Origin of the sequence: Brucella gallinifaecis (assembly GCF_006476605.1) — a bacterium.
Taxonomy (GTDB): domain Bacteria; phylum Pseudomonadota; class Alphaproteobacteria; order Rhizobiales; family Rhizobiaceae; genus Brucella; species Brucella gallinifaecis.
In genome coordinates this window covers 66,296-85,151 of record NZ_ML636808.1, presented here as the reverse complement: position 1 = coordinate 85,151, position 18,856 = coordinate 66,296, and the positions used below count along the sequence as shown (strand labels likewise).

Below are 18,856 nucleotides of genomic sequence, written 5' to 3'. Positions count from 1 at the left end.
GTTTAGTCCCGGCATTTACTGAATTGGCTTTAATCTGAAATCCGATCCACGCCCTGCGCCAAAGTGATACGAATTTCAGATTCGCACGCTAGTTCACATGGCCGAAAGCACTTGAAATATCTTTTGTCAGCTGCAACAGACGATTAACCAGTGCAGGGTCTGGCACGTCTGGTATATGCTGAACAGAACCGACAAAACAAACGCTGGCTATTAACTTGTTATCGTAATTGATCACAGGTGCCGCCATGGCATTTATGCCCAGCAAAGATTCCTGTGGAGCTGACGCGAACCCGTATTCACGCACCTTTTTCAATTCGTCTTCCAACACTTCCCAACTGGTCACTGTGTGCGGCGTAACTGGCGTCAGCGAAGTCTTTTTCAGTTCAGAAAGATTGCAGGCCCCCATGGCCAAGAAGACTTTTCCCTGTGCCGATGCGTGCAATGCCAAATGACTGCCCGTACGTACACCGATCTCAATCTGATGGGTGCTCGGACACGTCAGGATAACATAGGCAGAAGCTGGCAACGGCGTTGACAATACAACTGCCAACCCTGTTTCATTGCGTGCTGCCATCATAAAAGGCAAAGCGATTGCCGTTATATCATTGAGGCTTTGAGCCTGCTGCCCGATCAGCCAGGCTTTGGGGCCAAGGCGATAACGACTGGTCGATGGGTCCTGTACGACAAGACCACGACTGATCAATGTATGCAGATGTTTGAATGCAGCGCTTTTCGCAATTCCAAATCTATCGGCAATTTGCGTGACACCGTCGCTTTCGGTTGAAAAAGCAACGTGTTCCAATATCCGCAGGCATAGCTCAGCCGCCTTAACATTGTCTGTTCCTTTCACGATCTCTCCTCGTTTCAATTTTGCTACCCGCCTAGCGAATTGAATTTAAACAGTAAATTCTTTTGTTTTTGCTTTTGCGCCCTGCCAATTGCCGATTCACCACACGAGTTTGCCATGTTGCTGTTGACAGATGCTAGCACGTCGTTTTTATTAAGAACAGAGTTCTCTATATGAGAACAGTCTTGGGAGGGATTATTATGAAAGTTTATTTTCTGGCCGCCACCATGATGGGCATGATTGCGCATAGTGCCTATGCAGAACCGGTTACTCTTCGATTGGGACATGCGGTTTTTGAAAGCCATCCTAATCACGATACAGCCGTTCGCTTCAAAGAAGCGGTAGAACGAATCTCGAATGGCGATGTGAAAATTGAGATTTTCCCCTCGCGCCAGCTTGGTGACGTCAAGGAACTGATGGAGGGAGTTGAGCTGGGCACAATTGACATGGCCGTTAATTCCTCCTCGGCTCTTGCGACGATGATTCCATCGATCAATGCGTTACAACTGCCGGGAATCATTCCCGATTATGAAGGTTTCGCCAAATTGGCGCTATCTGATTCTGCACGCGCGATCATGGATAAAACCGAAGACCATGGCATGATAGTGCTTGGGCTGTATGATGGTGGGCAGCGCCATTTCCTCAGCATCGGTAAGCCTGTCGAATCGCTCGCTGACCTTAAAGGACTTAAAACACGCGTCCCGCCGACCCCGTTATTCATCGACATCTGGAAGACGCTTGGCACCAACCCCACGCCGATGGCCTATGGTGAAGTCTATTCGGCTCTTGAAACCGGTGCACTCGATGCCGTCGAGATCAACCTGTCCTCAATCGATTCTGAAAAATATTACGAAGTCGCGAAAGGTGTCACACTTACGGGGCATTATTTCTGGCCTTCACTTCTGCTCATCAACAAGGACACGTTTGAAACATTGGAACCTGCCCAGCAGAAAGCCATGCGCGATGCGGCCACAGAAACCATTCACCCACAGGTTATGGCGGTCGCTGAACAGGACAAACGCGTGCTCGCAACATTGGCTGAACGCAATATCCCGGTGATTGAACCTTCCGCAGAAATGAAAGCGCAGATGCGTGAAGTTCTTGCTCCACTGGTAGAGAAATACAAGGCAGGCGATCCTTTGATTGCAGCTTTTGCTGATGAAGCTGCGGCCCTCAATGGCGCGCAATGATCTCGGCGCATCCAATCTATCGGGATATGCAAAAATGAAGCGATTGCAACAATGTTACACCATTGTGATCGAAAGCATCTGCCTCGCAGGCATCTCGCTGGTCACACTTCTTGGCGGACTACAGGTCTGGTTCCGCTATGTAGCCGGCGATTCACTGGTCTGGTCTGAGGAGCTGATGCGCGTGACTATGATCTGGATCGTCATGCTGGGTGCCGGTCTGGCTTATTCACGAGGCCAGTTCCTCGGCATGCGGATTCTGGTGGAACACCTGCCTTACCCGATCCGCCGCATCTGCGATCTTATATCATTAATAGGAATGCTGATTTTTCTGGGCTTCATCGCCTGGTACGGTTGGAAATTTGCAATGAAAACCCAATTGCAGCTCTCCCCGACACTCGGCTTCTCACTGTTCTGGGTCAATATTTCGATTGTCGTCGGCTCGGTGCTTCTCGCCGTTCATATCATTCTGGCCGAAGTTTTCGGCGTTAAGGAAACTGAAATTCTGGAGGCACACGAATGATCTGGCTGGGTGCTTTCTTCTTTTTCTTCCTGCTGATTGGTATGCCCATTGCCTTCGTTCTGGGAGCCAGTGCGCTCGGCTATTTTGTCATGACCGAGCAGACACGGTTTCTGATTACGCTGCCACAGCGCATGATGGCAGGCATGGATATGTTCGTTCTGCTCGCCATTCCGCTGTTTATTCTTGCGGGCAATGTGATGGATGTTGGTGGTCTGACCAAGAAACTGGTTGGGCTTGCCAATTCAGTAGTCGGTCGTTTCCGCGGTGGCCTTTCGCTGACTGCAGTATGGGGCGCCTTCCTGTTCGGCGGCGTCACGGGTTCAGCCGCAGCCGATGCCGCAGCACTCGGCACTGTTCTGGTGCCGGATATGAAACGTCAAGGCTATGACGTTGATTATTCCGGCGCATTGATTGCAGTGTCATCACTTATGGCGCCTTTGGTTCCGCCATCAATTGCTATGATTATCTATGGTGCTCTGTCAGGCACATCGATTTCGGCACTGATGATCGCTGGTGTTGTACCGGGTGTTATCCTTGCGATTGTATTGTCTGCTTATGCAATCTTCATCGCCAGAAAGCGTAATTATCCACGCGCAGCTCCGATGCCGTTTTCTGAGATCATGCGCTCAGCAATCCATGCCATTCCGGTCATGCTGTTGCCGATCATCATTGTCGTTGGCATTCGTGGCGGCATCTTTACGCCGACAGAAGCCGCAGCAGTTGCCGCTATTTATGCACTGATCGTCTCTGGACTGATTTACCGGGCACTGACACTGACATTTCTTAAACGCGCATTGGTTAACACGGCAATTCTTAGCGCGGCGATCTATGTATTGATCGCCATGGCGAATGTGGTTGCCTTTATCTTCGCTGTTGAGCAGCTGCCTCAAAAGGCAGTCGCAGGACTGACCACGATTTCGGATAATCCTCTGATCATTTTGTTGATGGTCAACATTATTCTGCTGATCCTGGGTATGTTTCTGGACACGATCGGCGTTCTCATTCTTACCGTCCCGGCTTTGACCGCCATTGGAACAACTCTGGGAATGGACCCTGTTCATCTGGGCGTGATGGTCGTGTTCAATGTCCTCATAGGATTTGTAACGCCACCCGTTGGTCTATGTCTCTTTGTCATTGCAGGCATAACCCGAAGACCGATGGAAAAAATTGCGCTTCACGCTCTGCCGATGATTGGTCTTGCCCTGCTCGTTCTCGCACTCATCGCACTCGTTCCTGAAGTTGTGCTGTCTCTGCCACGTATGATGGGATGAAGGGAATATCATGAACCGCCTTGAAACCCGTATTGGCCGCTTAACCCTCAAAAACCCGGTGATCGCCGCACCGGGGGAACATATGATCGATGCCGATGGTATACGCTCTGCAATACTGAGTGGTGCCGGGGCAGTCGTGGGAAAATCCACGAATGAATCGCAAGCAGCCAAAGACCAGTTGACCAGAGCTGAATATGTTGCCCTTGGAGCGGATTGGAAACCCGTTCCATGGTCAGCCGATGCACCACCCGTAACCATATTGTCACGTTCAGGTCTTCATCCGCTGGAATTTGACGACTGGCTGGCACAATCGATCAAGATGGATCAACTGGCACGGCAGCACGATTGTCTTTATGTAGCGTCGCTTATTCTGGCAGAGCCAGAACCGGCAGTGACAATGGCAAAGGCTATTCAGGCTGCGGGTTTCAGGGTACTGGAATTTAATATCGGCACGCCCTATGCCAGCCAGGCTGCAAAAGGAGCCGTCTCTACAGAGCTTTCGCCTGAACGTGTGGGCGCTCTGACAGCCATGATGGTTCAAGCACTCGACATTCCTGTCTGGATCAAAATTACAGGTCAGAGTGAGCGCGTAGCTGAACTTGCCCAGGCAGCCTTCAACGCAGGTGCAGAAAGCGTTGTCATGGCTGGCCGTGCGCTTGGGATGGTTCCTGATCTGGACACTATGGAACCAATCTTAAGCACAAGTGGTGGTGTCGGAGGCTTCTGGAACCTGCCACTAACCTGTCATTGGTTGGCAAATACACGTGCGCTGATGGGGCCATCATCATCATTGATCGGTATTAACGGAGCAACAAGCGGCGAAGACGTCGCACGTATGGTGCTTGCCGGCGCGTCCGCCGTTGGCCTGTCTTCAGAGGTGATGCTGCGTGGCTGGCATGTCCTGTCGGATGCTGTCCACGATCTGGATTGCTGGTGCAAAGCCAAAAACGTAGCCATTCAAGACGTTATTGGCCGCGCCGCTGATGCGCGCAAGCGATTTGCCGATATGCCCAAACTTGATGACCACTGGCGTCATTTCATTCCATCGCCTGTGAATGAAACCGGCAAGACGTCAGGAGATGCGTAAATCACGCATCTCGCAATGCTGAAAAATACCTCAGAAATAAACAAGGGGCGAAACATATGAACTTGCGTGAACGCATAAAAGCAGGCGAACTGCTGGTTGGTCCGTTCCAGAAAACACCAAGCCCACAGATTACCGAATTATTAGGACTAGGTGGCGTCGATTTTATTGTCGCCGATCAGGAACATGCTCCAATCGGTATCGATACGCTGGATCTAATCGCTCTGGCCGGACGCGCGGTCGGATTGCCTGTCATGATCCGTGCAACTCTTGCTTCGCCCGCAGCCATATGGCCTGCGCTTGATCTGGGTTGCCTTGGCGTTATGGTGCCACATATTCGCAACGCATCCGATGCAAATGCAGTGGCTGACGCCATGAAATATGCACGCGGACGAGGCTTTTCTCCGTCCGGTCGGGCTGGGGAATATGGGCGGATGCCTGCTGCCGACTATCGCGCCACATCAGATTCCCTGACTGTTTTTCTTGCGCAGATCGAAGATGCCTGTGCGCTCGATAAGCTCGACGAAATTGCTGCGATAGCGGAAGTCGATGTGCTGTTTATTGGGCCTCAGGATTTATCTCTGTCGCTTGGCTGCACAATCGACGCCCCTGAAATGCAAAAAGCCATTGATCAGGTTATCTCAGCTGCAAAACGGCACGGCAAAGCCTCCGGTTTCTTCGTCCCCGATGCCAGTCATATCCCTGCCTTGCATAGTCGCGGCATGACCGTTTTCGTTTGTGGCTCCGATCAGGGTCTGCTTCGTAACGGAGCAAGCCAGCTGATGAGCGCAGTTCACAATATCAAGGAGTAACAAATATGAACATTCATCAGATCGACTGGTCTAAAATCGAGTGGAAGACAATCCGCACCGGCGTCGAACAAAAGGCTTTTTCGGGCAATGGAGCGACTTTGGCGCTGCACCGTTTGCAGCCCGGCCATGAGCCTAAGCCTCACAAGCATTCAAACGAACAAATCGCTTATATTGTTTCGGGGACTGCGGATTTTCACATTGCTGACACTGTTATACGCCTTGGCCCCGGTGGCATTGTGGTCATTCCACCAGACACTATGCATCATGCCGTTGTCATTGGCGATGAAGAGGTGATCAACATTGATGTTTTCACCCCGGCCCGACCGGAATATGCACCTCTGCCCGAGGTCTGAAATCAAATTACATCCCCCCGCAATGCAGTCTGATATGGCCGCACGCTCTTCTTTTGTCTGGAGACATTAAATGACACAGACCCTGTTCATCGATGGAAAATGGACTGCTGGTTCCGGTTCCCGCCGCTTCCCCGTCGTTAACCCTGCAACGGGCGAAAAACTATCTGAAGTTTCTCTGGCTGAGATTGCAGATCTGGATGCCGCTCTCGAAGCTGCTGACCGCGCCTTTATAACATGGTCACGGACTTCAGCCTATGATCGTGCCGCGCTGCTCAAGCGTGCTGCATCCTTTGCTCGCGAACGTGCAGAAGAAATTGCACAGGCCATAACACTTGAACAGGGTAAGCCCCTATCCGAGGCACGCATGGAAGCGGGCAGCGCAGGCGATCATATCGAATGGTATGCCGAAGAAGCGCGCCGCACCTATGGACGTGTGATCCCTACCCGTCAGCCAGAAGTCATGCAGAGTGTTATACTCGAGCCTGTTGGTCCAGTTGCAGCTTTCAGCCCATGGAATTTCCCGATTGGTCAGATCGTACGCAAAATTGCAGGTGCACTGGCCGCAGGCTGCACAATTATCGCCAAGGCACCGGAAGAAACACCAAGCTGCATCATTGCACTGGTACGTTGTTTTGAAGATGCAGGCATTCCAGCCGGCGCTCTGAACCTTGTTTTTGGTGTTCCTGCTGAAATTTCTGAGCACCTGATCCCCTCGCCCATTATCCGCAAGGTTTCGTTTACTGGCTCTGTTCCGGTTGGTCAGCATCTGGGAGCGCTGGCTGCAAAACATCTCAAACGCACAACCATGGAACTTGGCGGCCATGCACCCTTTATCGTCTGTGACGATTATGATGTCGCGAAAGCAGCCGCATTAGGAGCAGGTCTCAAATTCCGTAATGCAGGTCAGGTCTGCGCCTCGCCAACGCGGTTTTTGATTCAACAGGCATCATATGAAGCCTTTAGTGATGCTTTTGTTGGCCATGCAAAATCACTGAAACTAGGCGCTGGCACAGCCGATGGCGTCGGCATGGGTCCGGTTGCCCATGCGCGTCGTCTGGATATGATGCAGGATCTGGTCGATGATGCCGTTGCACAGGGCGCAAAGCTTCTTACCGGTGGCGCACGTCATGGTAATATAGGCTTCTTTTTTGAGCCAACTGTTCTTGCCGATGTCCCGCTATCTGCGCGGATCATGAACGAAGAACCATTTGGCCCGATTGCTATCGTCAACCGCTTCACAGAATTAAGCGAAGCTATTACAGAGGCAAACCGACTGCCATATGGGCTGGCTGCATTCGGCTTCACAACCCGCAATGACCGAAGCAATGCTATGGTCCGCGGGATTGAGACAGGAATGCTCTCCCTCAATCATTTTGGTCTTGCTGCACCAGAAACCCCATTCGGCGGAATTAAGGATTCTGGTCACGGTTCAGAAGGTGGTTCCGAAGGGATCCAGGCTTATTTGACCACGAAATTTGTCTCACAAATGAATGGCTGATCAGATGGATAGCTTCGATCATATCGTGATCGGCGCAGGTTCAGGCGGCGCGGTTGTTACGCGCCGTCTGGTTGACGCTGGCCGTTCCGTTCTGCTGCTTGAAGCAGGACCGAGCGATCAAACTCCTTTTGTGCATATTCCGGGCACTTTCGTGCGTGTGATCGGCTCAAAGCGGACCTGGCCTTATGCAACGGAACCGGAAGCGGGCGCACTTGGAAGGGTAATGCATATCCCCCAAGGACGAACGCTTGGCGGCTCCTCCTCCGTCAATGCGATGATCTATATTCGTGGTGATGCGCAGGATTATGATGACTGGAACCAAAATGGCGCCACCGGCTGGTCTTATGCCGATGTGCTGCCCTGGTTTCGCAAAGCTGAAGCAAATTGCCTCTTTGATAATGAATATCACGGGACCGCGGGACCATTAACCGTCTCAGACCCGGCACATCGTCACCCGCTGGGCTATGCTTTTCTCAGGGCTGCACAGCAAATCGGACTCCCGTTCAATCAGGATTTTAATGGCGCCCGTCAAGAGGGAGTTGGCTTTTACCAGAATACGACCAATTCCGGACGGCGAGCCTCGACTTCCGTATGCTATCTGAAGCCCATCCGAAACAACAAGCTTCTTACCCTGCGCACGGGTGCGCAAGTACAACGGCTGCTTGTTGATGCGGACCGGGTATATGGCGTCGAAGTGCGCATGCACAACGGAGAAGTACTTAAATACACTGCCCGTCATGATGTTGTTCTCGCAGCTGGTGGTCTTGGCACACCCAAGATACTGATGTTGTCAGGTATTGGTCCCGAATCCTCGATAGTGCCGCATGACATTAAGCATATTCATCGTCTGGATGGTGTTGGAAACAACTTTCAGGACCATGTTTCAGCTTCTGTATATGGGGGGCTCAAGTCACCTTTGAGTTTGTTTGGAGCAGACCGCGGGCTTAAGGCTGTCAAGAATATGAGCCGCTATCTGTTAACACGCACCGGCGTACTTGCCTCAAACGTCATTGAAACCGGCGGGTTTCTCGACACATCCGGCAGCGGCAGGCCAGATGTGCAAATTCATGTCGTTCCGGCTCTCGTGGGGGATGCTGATCGCACACCGCCGCAACAGCATGGCATTTCTCTTAATCCATGTTGCCTTCGCCCGACATCGCGCGGACAAGTAACACTGCGCAATGCCGATCCTGACGCGCTGCCTGTCCTGCATGCTAATAATCTCTCGACAGATGAAGATATCCAAACACTGATGCGTGGGGTCAGCCTGTGCCGTCGCATATTGCAAGCTCCGGCTTTGGCTGAACACCTCAGCGAAGAATTGGCGCCAGGGCCCGCAGGAGATACAGCTGAAGGACTGGAAGAACACTGCCGCCGCTTTGCGAAAACAGTCTTTCACCCCTCATGCACTGCCCGGATGGGAACAGACGATCAGGCGGTTGTGGACCCGAGCCTCAAGCTGCGTGGACTAAAAGGTTTACGCATTGCAGATTGCTCAGTGATGCCATCCATCATCAGTGGCAATACCAATGCTCCCACAATCATGATCGGTGAAAGATGCGCAGATTTCATTTTGCGTGGAGTTTAAGACTGTATCTGCGGAGTCTTTAAAGAAGTTATTCTCGCCGATTGGCGAGAATAACGAACCAGTGAAATTCAACTAGGCTTCCAGGCACATTGCCACACCCATACCACCGCCAATGCAAAGAGTGGCGAGAGCTTTTCTGGCATTTCTGCGTTTCATCTCATGAATAAGGCTGACAAGGATACGTGCGCCTGACGCGCCGATCGGATGGCCAATTGCAATTGCGCCACCATTAACGTTCACGCGATCCGTGTCCCAGCCCATCTCCTTATTAACCGCGCAAGCCTGCGCCGCAAACGCCTCATTTGCCTCTATCAGATCAAGCTCGTCAATGCTCCATCCTGCCTTGGCAAGCGCTTTTCGCGATGCAGGAATCGGCCCTGTACCCATCAATGCGGGATCAACACCGGCGGTTGCCCAGGAAGCAATACGTGCAAGAACAGGCAAGTTGCGCTTTTCCGCTTCCGCACGTTTCATCACCAGAAGCGCCGCAGCGCCATCGTTCAGACCTGAAGCATTGCCAGCGGTAACAGTTCCCGCCTTATCAAAAGCTGGCCGCAGCCCCACCAATTTTTCTATGGTGGTATCTCCTTTGATATATTCATCACTGTTCACCACAACAGTCCCTTTCCTCGTTTCAATCGAGAAAGGGACAATCTCGGCATCAAATCGACCTGCGGCCTGCGCAGCAGCAGCTTTCTGCTGCGAAGCCAAAGCGAAGTCATCCTGTTGCTGGCGCGAAATATCATATGCCTTTGCAACATTTTCAGCCGTGATACCCATGTGATACGAATTAAAGGCATCTGTCAGACCGTCGGACAGCATGGTATCAACCAGCGTAACAGGCCCCATCTTTGCGGGGGCACGTAAGTGCTGACAATGTGGAGAGAGCGACATCGACTCCTGACCACCTGCAATCATGATCCTGGCGTCGCCCGCCGTAATCTGCTGCGCGGCAAGGGCCACTGCACGCAACCCGGATCCACAAAGCTGATTGACTCCAAAAGCTGTCGTACCGACCGGAAGTCCCGCAAGAATGCTTGCCTGTCGCGCCGGATTTTGTCCCTGCCCGGCTGTAAGTATCTGGCCAAGAATAACCTCGTCCACATCATCGGCAGGCACATGGGTTTGTTCAAGCAATGCCTTGATCACTGCCGCACCAAGTTGATGCGCCAGCACATTGGCAAGCGCCCCCATAAAGCTTCCGACCGCAGTACGCGCTGCTGCGACAATCACGACATCAGTCATCGTTTCTCTCCTGAATGGCTGTAAGCTGCACGTCGAAATCGGCTTGCGTTTTTGACTTTATCTCATCCAGCGAGACACTATCCGCCAGTTCAATAAGCGTCAATTTGGGTGCGCCATGCCGCGCTACGGTAAAAACACCCAGATCCGTGATAATGAGGTCGGCCACTCTCTTGCCCGTAAGCGGAAGGTTGCATTCCTTCAATATTTTCGGCTCACCCTTTGCTTCATGCTCCATAACAACAACGACACGCTTTACGCCGGCAACGAGGTCCATCGCACCTCCCATGCCCTTTACCATTTTGCCGGGGATCATCCAGTTCGCCAGATCACCACTTTCAGATACCTGCATGGCACCCAGAATTGAAAGATCAATGTGACCTCCGCGGATCATAGCAAAACTGTCGGCTGATGAAAAATAACTTGTATTCGGCAATTCGGTGATTGTCTGCTTGCCTGCGTTGATGAGGTCTGCATCTTCCTCCCCTTCAAAGGGAAAAGGCCCCATACCCAGCATACCGTTTTCACTTTGCAAAGTTACTTCCACACCCTGTGGAATATAATTCGCCACCAGAGTAGGGATACCGATACCAAGATTGACATAGAAACCGTCTTTGAGCTCACGAGCAGCCCTGGCCGCCATTTCATTGCGTGTCCAGGCCATATCAAGCGTCCTCCAGCTTTCTTGCAACTACAGTTCTCTGCTCGATCCGCTTCTCGACATCGGGAGCAGCAACAATCCTTTGAACGAAAATTCCCGGAGTGTGGACCATATCTGCATCGATATCCCCCACCGGCACGAGATGCTCGACTTCCGCTACTGTTATGCGCCCGGCGGTTGCCATCATTGGATTGAAGTTGCGCGCAGTCTTGCGATAAAGAAGATTGCCCGCCGTATCAGCCTTCCAGGCATGAACAAGTGAGACATCGGCCACAAGCCCGGTTTCCATTACGTAATCATCGTCACCAAACCGACGAACTTCCTTGCCTTCTTCTATCAATGTTCCCACACCTGTCTTGGTGTAGAATGCCGGAATCCCCGCGCCGCCTGCGCGAATACGCTCGGCCAGCGTTCCCTGAGGATTGAATTCCAGCTCCAGCGCACCCGACATAAACTGTTCTGCGAACAGTTTATTTTCGCCCACATAAGACGAAATCATCTTACGGATCTGTCTGGTTTCCAGCAATACACCCAACCCAAAGCCGTCAACGCCAGCATTGTTGGAAATCACGGTCAGGTCTTTTACACCGGACAAGCGAACAGCTTCGATCAAAGTTGTCGGAATACCGCATAATCCAAAGCCACCGGACATGATTGTCATGCCGTCTTTGAGCACATCTGCAAGCGCCAGCGTTGCAGTTGAATAAACTTTTCCCATTTTTCCTCCCACCAGTCATCTTTTATATGCAGTCTGATAGCAGCTTATAAATTACGTCTTGTTTCCCGGGTCCAGTTAGCCGTATTTATACTGCAATTTGTCACTGTAATAATTGAGCAATGGAAGATAAGGTGATGTCATGTTTTCCCTGCACGAAATTCCCGTTCCCATGGTTTATGCAACGTTCAGGATCATTCGGGATTGCAATACGGAGTTTCTGACGCTTTTTGGCTACGCTCGATCCGAACTCGTCGATAAAAGCTTTGCACGTCTATACCCAAAGCATTCAGATTTCGTCAGAACTGGTAAAATGTGGCAAGTCCATATGAGTAGCGGCAACATATATTACGACGAGCGGATTATGACAGCCAGCGATGGCAGACGGTTCTGGTGCCAAGTACATGGACGCACTCGTTGTCCAACGGATCCGTTTGCGGAAGCACTTTATTGTTTCCAGCCCATAAATCGGCCAGTCGCCAGTCAGCGTATTCATCTGACGGATCGCCAGAGAGAAATTGTCACGCTAATGACCCAAGGCAAGACAAATGCGCAAATTGCATACGAATTGGGTGTCTCTACCAGAACTATTGAGTCACATCGCGCAAGACTGATAAAGTCATCTGGCGTAAGAAATACTGCCGAACTCATTGCCAAGTTCAGCAAGAATTTGTAAAAATTATAATAATAAACACATCTTCCAAAGAAGATAAATTATATTCTTTAATAATTTCACCTTGAACAATAGAACGTGCTTGCATCTTGTTAAATGAGATCGACGCTCTAAAGTATTTGTATTTGCAACAAAATCTTATCTATCCTCGCCGCACTCCGACAGGGCTTATGCTCTTATATATTATTCTTAAGACAGCAAGCTGCAACCCGACACGCCAGGTTTCATGAATTCGCCTATGCATTTTGAATGATAATCGTCTTTGAAGACGCAACCCTTCCAAATGGAGGATTTGCGATTTGTTCGTTGCAGAGTACCCATTATACGGGGCGTTAACAAACGCCACCCAATATAAATGTTAAAAAGGGGACTCAACGTGAAAAAAGTAAGAAATATGGCCCTCTTGAAGGCGCCATACGCATTGATTGCTTCGCTGGGACTTTTTTATGCTGGGGGAGCCTATGCTCAAAAAGCCGAGCTGGTTGTTTATACGACGCTTGAGAAGGAGCAGCTTGCGCCTTACGCCGCCGCCTTCACAAAAGACAATCCCGACATATCCATCACCTGGCTGCGTGAAAGTCCCGGTATCCTGGTCGCACGCGTACTTGCTGAAAAACAAAACCTGCAGGCCGATGTTTTCTGGGGCATACCCCTGACCAATTTGCTGTCGTTTGAAAAAGATGACCTGCTGATGTCTTACCGTCCGGCAGGTGCTGAAGAATTGAAGCCGCGCTTTCAGGATACACGTGAAAATCCAACCTGGGCAGGCATGGATACCTGGCTAAGCATGATTTGCTACAATAGCGTTGAAGGCGAAAAACGCGGAATACCGGCACCAAAGACATGGCAGGATTTGGCGAACCCTGTCTACAAGGGGCAAATTGTCATGCCAAATGCTGTGTCAAGCCACTCCGGTTACATGAATGTCAATGACTGGTTGCAAAAACTGGGCAATGATAAGGGCTGGGAATTTATGGACGCCCTTAACCAGAATATCGCGTCTTATACACATAGCGGTACCAAGCCGTGCAAAATGGCTGCTGCAGGTGAATATGTTGTCGGCATCTCCAATGATATTGTAGCTCCGTCGCTTAAGTCCAAGGGGGCGCCGATCGATATCATTGTTCCATCGGATAAAGTATCCTGGGAAATTGAAGCGTCAGCAATTGCAAAGACAACCAAAAATCCAGAGGCTGCCAAACGTCTGATGGACTGGACGGTTAGCAAACAAGCCAATGAAGAATATAACAAATTCATGGCAATTGTCGCACGACCTGACGTTACAGGGAAACCGAAGAACTATCCGGAAAACGCTGAAAGCCTGCTTTCAGAAAATGATTATGCCGTCTCTCTTGCGAACCGTGACGCCGTTCTCGTCGAATGGAGCAAACGCTATGATGCAAAGTCCGAGCCAAAGCAATAAGCGTTAAGAGCCTTTACATGCCTTATGATACCTCCATTTGCGACAATTATCTCGCAGTTGAAAATATAGCCAAATCTTTTGGAACATATGATGTGCTCAAGCACATCCAGCTGCATGTGCAGGAGCAGGAGTTTGTTTGCCTTCTCGGCCCATCAGGGTGCGGAAAATCAACCTTGCTACGCATAATTGCAGGTCTGGAGACCAGTTCTCAAGGCCAGCTTTTCAAAAAAGGGCAGAACATCAATAAGCTCGACCCGGCAGACCGCCGGTTCGGCATTCTGTTTCAGTCCTATGCGCTGTTTCCAAATCTCACAGTTGAACAGAATGTTGGTTATGGACTGCGTGGACGCAACTGGAATTCAACCAACAGACAAAAACGCGTCATAGAGCTGCTCGAATTGGTTGGGTTGCAGGCAGCATTGAAAAAATATCCTGCACAACTTTCAGGTGGCCAGCAGCAACGTGTTGCTCTGGCTCGCGCTCTTGCTCCCTCGCCAGATCTGTTGCTGCTGGACGAGCCACTCAGCGCTTTGGATGCGCAGATCCGCTCAAAGCTCCGGGTTGAACTTAAGAACCTGCAGAAATTTATCGGCATTACCACGATTATGGTAACGCATGATCAGGAAGAAGCGCTCACTATGGCAGATCGCATCGCCATAATGAATGAAGGCCGGATCGAACAATACGGCACACCACATGAGCTTTACAATGCTCCGAAGACACTCTTCGTAGCGCAATTCGTGGGTAGTATGAATGCTTTTTCTGGCGTCTGCCTGCCCGATCAAACGATAGAGCTTGGTGGTCAGAAAGGCAGACATGCAACGTTTAACACCGCAGCAGGAAAAGCAGATATCTGTATTCGCCCTGAATTTGTTGTGATTAACCCGCTTGATACCGACGATACATTTATCTTTGAAGCAACAGTTGCAGCAACTGAGTTCCTCGGAACAATGGTGCGTGTTTATCTTCAGTGTCCCAAGCTTGGTCGCGAACTCGTCAGAGTGGATTGTCATGCCGGTATGGGCCCAACGGTTAAAGAAGGCGACGCTGTTCGCTTTGGTTTGCCGTTCAGCCGACTGCATATCTATCCTACCGGGGATTTGGCATGAGCAATTTGACTGCTTCTAATCAGATATCGACGCTCAGCAAAACGCGCGGTTTCATGCCCCGTTACATAAGCCGTTTCTCGATGGAACTGGTTTATATACCGATCATTCTGTTCTGCATCGTGTCGATTGCCTGGCCTGTAATCGCGGTTTCCCTAAAAAGTTTTCAGGACAGTTCTGGCGCCTTTGTTGGCTTGAAAAATTTTACCGCTTATTTTTCAAACCCCGCAATGGTGCAGTCGGTTTGGAATTCGATCGTAATCGCCAGCATCACGACATTCGTTACCGTTGGCACCGCTTTGATCTATGCCTATACGATCACGCGCACGCGCGTACCTGGAAGATCGTTTATGCGATTGCTGGCTGTGATGCCAATCCTTGCTCCATCACTGCTGCCAGCTATTGCACTGACTTATATGTTCGGCAATCAGGGCTATCTTAGCTGGCTTATTGGCAATACCTCTATCTACGGCACATTGGGAATCGTCATCGCTCAAAGCTTTTTCTGCTTTCCACTGGCTTTTTTGATGATGCTGACATCGCTTGAAACGGCTGATGGACGGCTATACGAAAGCGCCCGTATGTTAGGCGCTTCTCCCGCACGAATATTTTTTACAGTTACGTTGCCAGGCATTAAATATGGCTTCGTAAGCAGCGTTTTTGTGGTTATTACCGTATCGATAACGGATTTTGGCGTTGCAAAGGTGATTGGTGGCCAAACAAATGTTTTGTCTCTCGATATCTATAAGCAAGTCATCGGCCAGCAGAACTTTCAGATGGGGGCTGTGGTCAGCGTCCTTCTTTTAATTCCCTGCGTCATTTCATTCTTTGGGGATATGCTCGCGCGTCGACGTCAAGGTTCAATGCTATCCGCGCGATCAGTGCTGTATAAGCCAAAAGGTTCACTGATAGCAGATACTATCTTTGGCATTGCGGCCCTGAGCATCTCAGTCTTTATTATCACAGTGATCGGGACTGCTGTGTTCGCATCGCTTGTGAAATTCTGGCCATACAATCTTGAACTTGGCTTGACCAATTATCAGTTTGAACAATTTGATCCATTGGGATGGAAGGTTTACTGGAATACAGTATATTTCGCACTCATGACAGCATTTATCGGTACTGTCATTGTATTCTGTGGAACCTATTTTTCACTTCGTGCCAAGTTAGCCGGTGGACTGAATTTACTTTATCGCGTGCTGGCAATGATACCATTGGCCGTTCCAGGTCTTGCACTTGGTCTGGGTTATATCTTTGTCTTTAACTCACCTGAAAATCCACTCAACTTCATTTATGGTGGCTTTGCTATTCTGGTTGTCAGTACGATTGCGCATTATTATACGATCCCACATTTGATGGCGACGACCGCGCTTCAACAACTCGACAAAGAGTTTGAAGAAGCGGCTGAAGCGTTGGGTGTTGGTTGGTCCACCACGTTCTTCCGCGTGATTTTACCAATTTGCTGGCCTGCCATGATGCGTATTGCAAGTTTTTACTTTCTAAGCGCAATGACGACTGTTGGTGCGGTTATCTTCCTTTATGCACCACATACAAAACTTGCCTCGATCGCAGTTGTTGCGATGGATGATACAGGAGATACTGCACCCGCTGCCGCATTATGTGTTATCATCATGCTTACATGTCTCGGGTTCTCGCTAATGCAGTGGATGTTGGACCGTTTATTGCGTGATCGTATGCAGTCATGGCGATTGGTCGGCACAAAATAATTGTGCTCTCCTGTTCGCCACCGGGAAACGAGTAAGCCGTCCAGCTCCAGGGTCCTGCCCCTAAAAGCCGGACGGGAGCCCGGGAAGGAACGACATCTGTGAATACCAAACTCGACAATATTCGTGTTAATATTTCAAACAGGCTTGATCTCCTCACCCTGCGCCTTTTTGTGGCCATGGCCGAGGAAAAAACAATTGTCAAAGCTGCAGAGCGCGAAAATATAGCCTCTTCTGCTGTCAGCAAACGTCTTGCAGATTTGGAACAGGCCTTGCATACGCAGCTTTTTTTCAGGTTGCGCAGCGGGTTGGAACCAACCGAAGCGGGAAAAGTTCTTCTGCGACACTGCAATAAACTGCTGCGCAATATTTCCGATCTGGAACTCGAACTACAAGATCACACACGTGGCTTGAACGGACATGTGCGCATTCTCGCCAATGAATCGGCGTTGTTTAATTATCTTCCAGAAAAACTGGCAGCCTTTGGGCGCAAATATCCGGGTGTCAGGGTTGATTTGCAAGCGGCGATGAGTCCGGACATATTGGGAGCAATGATTGACAAGGTTGCCGATATCGGCTTCTTGTCCGGCGATCCACCCATTGGTGATTTTAACATCATTCGTTCGGCGGATGATGAAATTGTCGTTATTATTCCATCGGGTCATCCGCTTGATGGGTTCGAACAGGTCAATCTGCAGATGATTGCCGAGTTTGCGATTGTTCATCAAGAGGCGCGTAGTTCAATACAGATCGCGCTTGCTGCCGCAGCCCTGCAACATGGTGTTCCACTTAAATCGAATTTTCGTGCGGGCGGCTTTGACGCGGTTTGCCGCATGGTCGAGGCGGGATTGGGAATTGGCTTTATTCCCCGCGCAGTGGCCAGCCGCATGCAGAAGGCAATCAACTTTTCGGTTTCAACTCTGAACGAGCCATGGGCCGTTAGGCAAAACTGGATTTGTTCTGGACACAATGGTGAATTGAGTGCCGCAGCCCAACGCTTGATTGCGGAAATTGTCGAATAGCACACTCAGCTCGGTCATGCCGCTTTCTTTCACTTCATCTGAGTGGACTTGCCCTGACTTATTGGAGAGGTTCTTGCACTTCTTGATTTGCGTAATTCTGGGACTGGTGATGTTGCCCTACAATGGACAACAATGGGTGGCAATTTGACTGCACGCATATTGAAATAGGCCAATAGACAAATGGCGATCCGTTTCTCTGAAACGGCGCTGATGTTCAGGTCACTTTTGAGAAGAATGGAACGCTTCATTCGACTGGGTGGCTAGTTTCAAATAAAAATATTCGTGCCCATGGGGGAGCCGTATACACGGATATGGTTGTGGTATTGCCCTGATTGGCAATGATGAAATCCATATCCGCTTTATCAGACACTCTGACATCCAGTCAGGTGGTAGATCGCATGCACAGCTGAAAAGTCGAATTAGTAGGCGTCTGTACTATGCGCAGCCGCACAAGGAATACTTGCTTGACTTTATCGAAGCATGAGGCGTAACGAATACCAAAATCACAGAACTCTTGCTTGGCACCGGTATGAAAGGTGATGTGCTGCGCCAAATCGACAAGACGATCAAGCTCGCCAGTATGGGTGCACATGGCAACGGTCACGAAGTCACTCTGAGCTATGTCAAGAAAGCTTGGACCATAATGGACCAGATTGATCTTGCAGCAGGTGACTTGAGCGAGGGCTACGTAATGGTGCTATTGAAGCCTTGGAACCGATTGATGAGAAGCTGGAAAGGCTAGCCGCAGTTGCGGCAGCTGTCAGGGCTATGCACCGCACTTTGCCACTGCAATAATAAGGGGGCTTAAATGCCCCTCAAACAATCCATAAAAATACGTTTAGAGGCTGATTAGGAATTTTGCGTTTGTCTAAAAACGAGCGTCAAAATGTCAGGAACGAGCGTCGCGCTACAGCGGTAATTGGCGACAATATCGTGCTATCGGCAGCGAAATGGCGGAGGGGGTGGGATTCGAACCCACGGTACAGTCTCCTGCACGCCGGTTTTCAAGACCGGTGCCTTAAACCGCTCGGCCACCCCTCCAAGTACTTGTAATGGTTGTATTTTTCTTCCTTTCAGAAAAACCTCAAATCAGTGTTACCACCGATTTGCTACCCATTCACTCAGCG

Annotated in this window: 17 protein-coding genes, 1 tRNA gene and 1 pseudogene; 14 read left to right on the top strand and 5 right to left on the bottom strand. The window is 50.3% G+C overall.

Annotated features, from left to right (window positions below):
• Nucleotides 1–88: 88 nt before the first annotated feature.
• Entirely contained in the window at nt 89–850 is a 762-nt protein-coding gene (locus FHY56_RS13210) for an IclR family transcriptional regulator (RefSeq protein WP_140905669.1), read from the bottom strand.
• Nucleotides 851–1,047: 197 nt separating this feature from the next.
• Between FHY56_RS13210 and FHY56_RS13205 the strand changes: the two genes are divergently transcribed.
• The 8 genes from FHY56_RS13205 (at nt 1,048) to FHY56_RS13170 (ending at nt 9,163) form a co-directional block, all read left to right on the top strand.
• Nucleotides 1,048–2,037, top strand: coding sequence for a TRAP transporter substrate-binding protein (locus FHY56_RS13205; protein ID WP_158447765.1), 990 nt, complete (start codon nt 1,048–1,050; stop codon nt 2,035–2,037).
• 34 nt (nt 2,038–2,071) lie between these two features.
• Nucleotides 2,072–2,557, top strand: coding sequence for a TRAP transporter small permease (locus FHY56_RS13200; RefSeq protein WP_158447764.1), 486 nt, complete (start codon nt 2,072–2,074; stop codon nt 2,555–2,557).
• Nucleotides 2,554–3,828, top strand: a complete 1,275-nt coding sequence (locus FHY56_RS13195; RefSeq protein ID WP_140905666.1) for a TRAP transporter large permease — start codon at nt 2,554–2,556, stop codon at nt 3,826–3,828. The genes FHY56_RS13200 and FHY56_RS13195 overlap by 4 nt, the downstream gene beginning before the upstream one ends.
• A gap of 10 nt (nt 3,829–3,838) precedes the next feature.
• Nucleotides 3,839–4,915 (top strand): tRNA-dihydrouridine synthase, encoded by a 1,077-nt coding sequence (locus FHY56_RS13190; protein ID WP_140905665.1) that lies wholly within the window; start codon nt 3,839–3,841, stop codon nt 4,913–4,915.
• 56 nt (nt 4,916–4,971) lie between these two features.
• Nucleotides 4,972–5,724, top strand: coding sequence for an HpcH/HpaI aldolase family protein (locus FHY56_RS13185; RefSeq protein ID WP_140905664.1), 753 nt, complete (start codon nt 4,972–4,974; stop codon nt 5,722–5,724).
• A 5-nt stretch (nt 5,725–5,729) separates the two neighbouring features.
• A complete protein-coding gene (locus FHY56_RS13180) occupies nt 5,730–6,077 on the top strand; it encodes a cupin domain-containing protein (protein ID WP_140905663.1) in 348 nt (115 codons plus the stop codon).
• Between the two features lie 70 nt (nt 6,078–6,147).
• Nucleotides 6,148–7,575, top strand: a complete 1,428-nt coding sequence (locus FHY56_RS13175) for an NAD-dependent succinate-semialdehyde dehydrogenase (RefSeq protein ID WP_140905662.1) — start codon at nt 6,148–6,150, stop codon at nt 7,573–7,575.
• 4 nt (nt 7,576–7,579) lie between these two features.
• Nucleotides 7,580–9,163: a GMC family oxidoreductase gene (locus FHY56_RS13170; protein ID WP_140905661.1), complete on the top strand. Its 1,584-nt coding sequence runs from the start codon at nt 7,580–7,582 to the stop codon at nt 9,161–9,163.
• 72 nt (nt 9,164–9,235) lie between these two features.
• Here FHY56_RS13170 and FHY56_RS13165 read toward each other — a convergent pair whose 3' ends face one another.
• From FHY56_RS13165 to FHY56_RS13155, 3 genes are read right to left on the bottom strand one after another with little or no spacing between them, the layout of a single operon-like run.
• Nucleotides 9,236–10,408 carry an acetyl-CoA C-acetyltransferase gene (locus FHY56_RS13165; RefSeq protein ID WP_140905660.1) on the bottom strand — a complete coding sequence of 391 codons (1,173 nt, stop codon included), beginning with the start codon at nt 10,406–10,408 and terminating at the stop codon, nt 9,236–9,238.
• Nucleotides 10,401–11,069, bottom strand: coding sequence for a 3-oxoacid CoA-transferase subunit B (locus tag FHY56_RS13160; protein WP_140905659.1), 669 nt, complete (start codon nt 11,067–11,069; stop codon nt 10,401–10,403). The genes FHY56_RS13165 and FHY56_RS13160 overlap by 8 nt, the downstream gene beginning before the upstream one ends.
• 1 nt (nt 11,070) lies before the next feature.
• Entirely contained in the window at nt 11,071–11,784 is a 714-nt protein-coding gene (locus FHY56_RS13155; protein WP_140905658.1) for a CoA transferase subunit A, read from the bottom strand.
• Between the two features lie 139 nt (nt 11,785–11,923).
• Here FHY56_RS13155 and FHY56_RS13150 point away from each other — a divergent pair, with 139 nt between their 5' ends.
• The 6 genes and pseudogenes from FHY56_RS13150 to FHY56_RS13125 form a co-directional block, all read left to right on the top strand.
• Complete coding sequence (locus FHY56_RS13150) at nt 11,924–12,457, top strand: LuxR C-terminal-related transcriptional regulator (protein WP_140905657.1); 534 nt, start codon at nt 11,924–11,926, stop codon at nt 12,455–12,457.
• Between the two features lie 391 nt (nt 12,458–12,848).
• The gene (locus FHY56_RS13145) at nt 12,849–13,877 is read left to right on the top strand and encodes a putative 2-aminoethylphosphonate ABC transporter substrate-binding protein (RefSeq protein ID WP_140905724.1); all 1,029 of its coding nucleotides are present in this window, start codon (nt 12,849–12,851) and stop codon (nt 13,875–13,877) included.
• Between the two features lie 17 nt (nt 13,878–13,894).
• Nucleotides 13,895–14,986 carry an ABC transporter ATP-binding protein gene (locus FHY56_RS13140; protein ID WP_140905656.1) on the top strand — a complete coding sequence of 364 codons (1,092 nt, stop codon included), beginning with the start codon at nt 13,895–13,897 and terminating at the stop codon, nt 14,984–14,986.
• Nucleotides 14,983–16,710 (top strand): putative 2-aminoethylphosphonate ABC transporter permease subunit, encoded by a 1,728-nt coding sequence (locus FHY56_RS13135; protein WP_140905655.1) that lies wholly within the window; start codon nt 14,983–14,985, stop codon nt 16,708–16,710. The genes FHY56_RS13140 and FHY56_RS13135 overlap by 4 nt, the downstream gene beginning before the upstream one ends.
• Before the next feature lie 98 nt (nt 16,711–16,808).
• Nucleotides 16,809–17,729, top strand: coding sequence for a LysR substrate-binding domain-containing protein (locus FHY56_RS13130; protein ID WP_140905654.1), 921 nt, complete (start codon nt 16,809–16,811; stop codon nt 17,727–17,729).
• Nucleotides 17,730–18,225: 496 nt separating this feature from the next.
• Nucleotides 18,226–18,471 (top strand): annotated as a pseudogene (locus FHY56_RS13125) (hypothetical protein); the annotation flags it as partial.
• Nucleotides 18,472–18,680: 209 nt separating this feature from the next.
• Here FHY56_RS13125 and FHY56_RS13120 read toward each other — a convergent pair.
• Nucleotides 18,681–18,770, bottom strand: a tRNA-Ser gene (locus FHY56_RS13120).
• Nucleotides 18,771–18,856 lie beyond the last annotated feature (86 nt).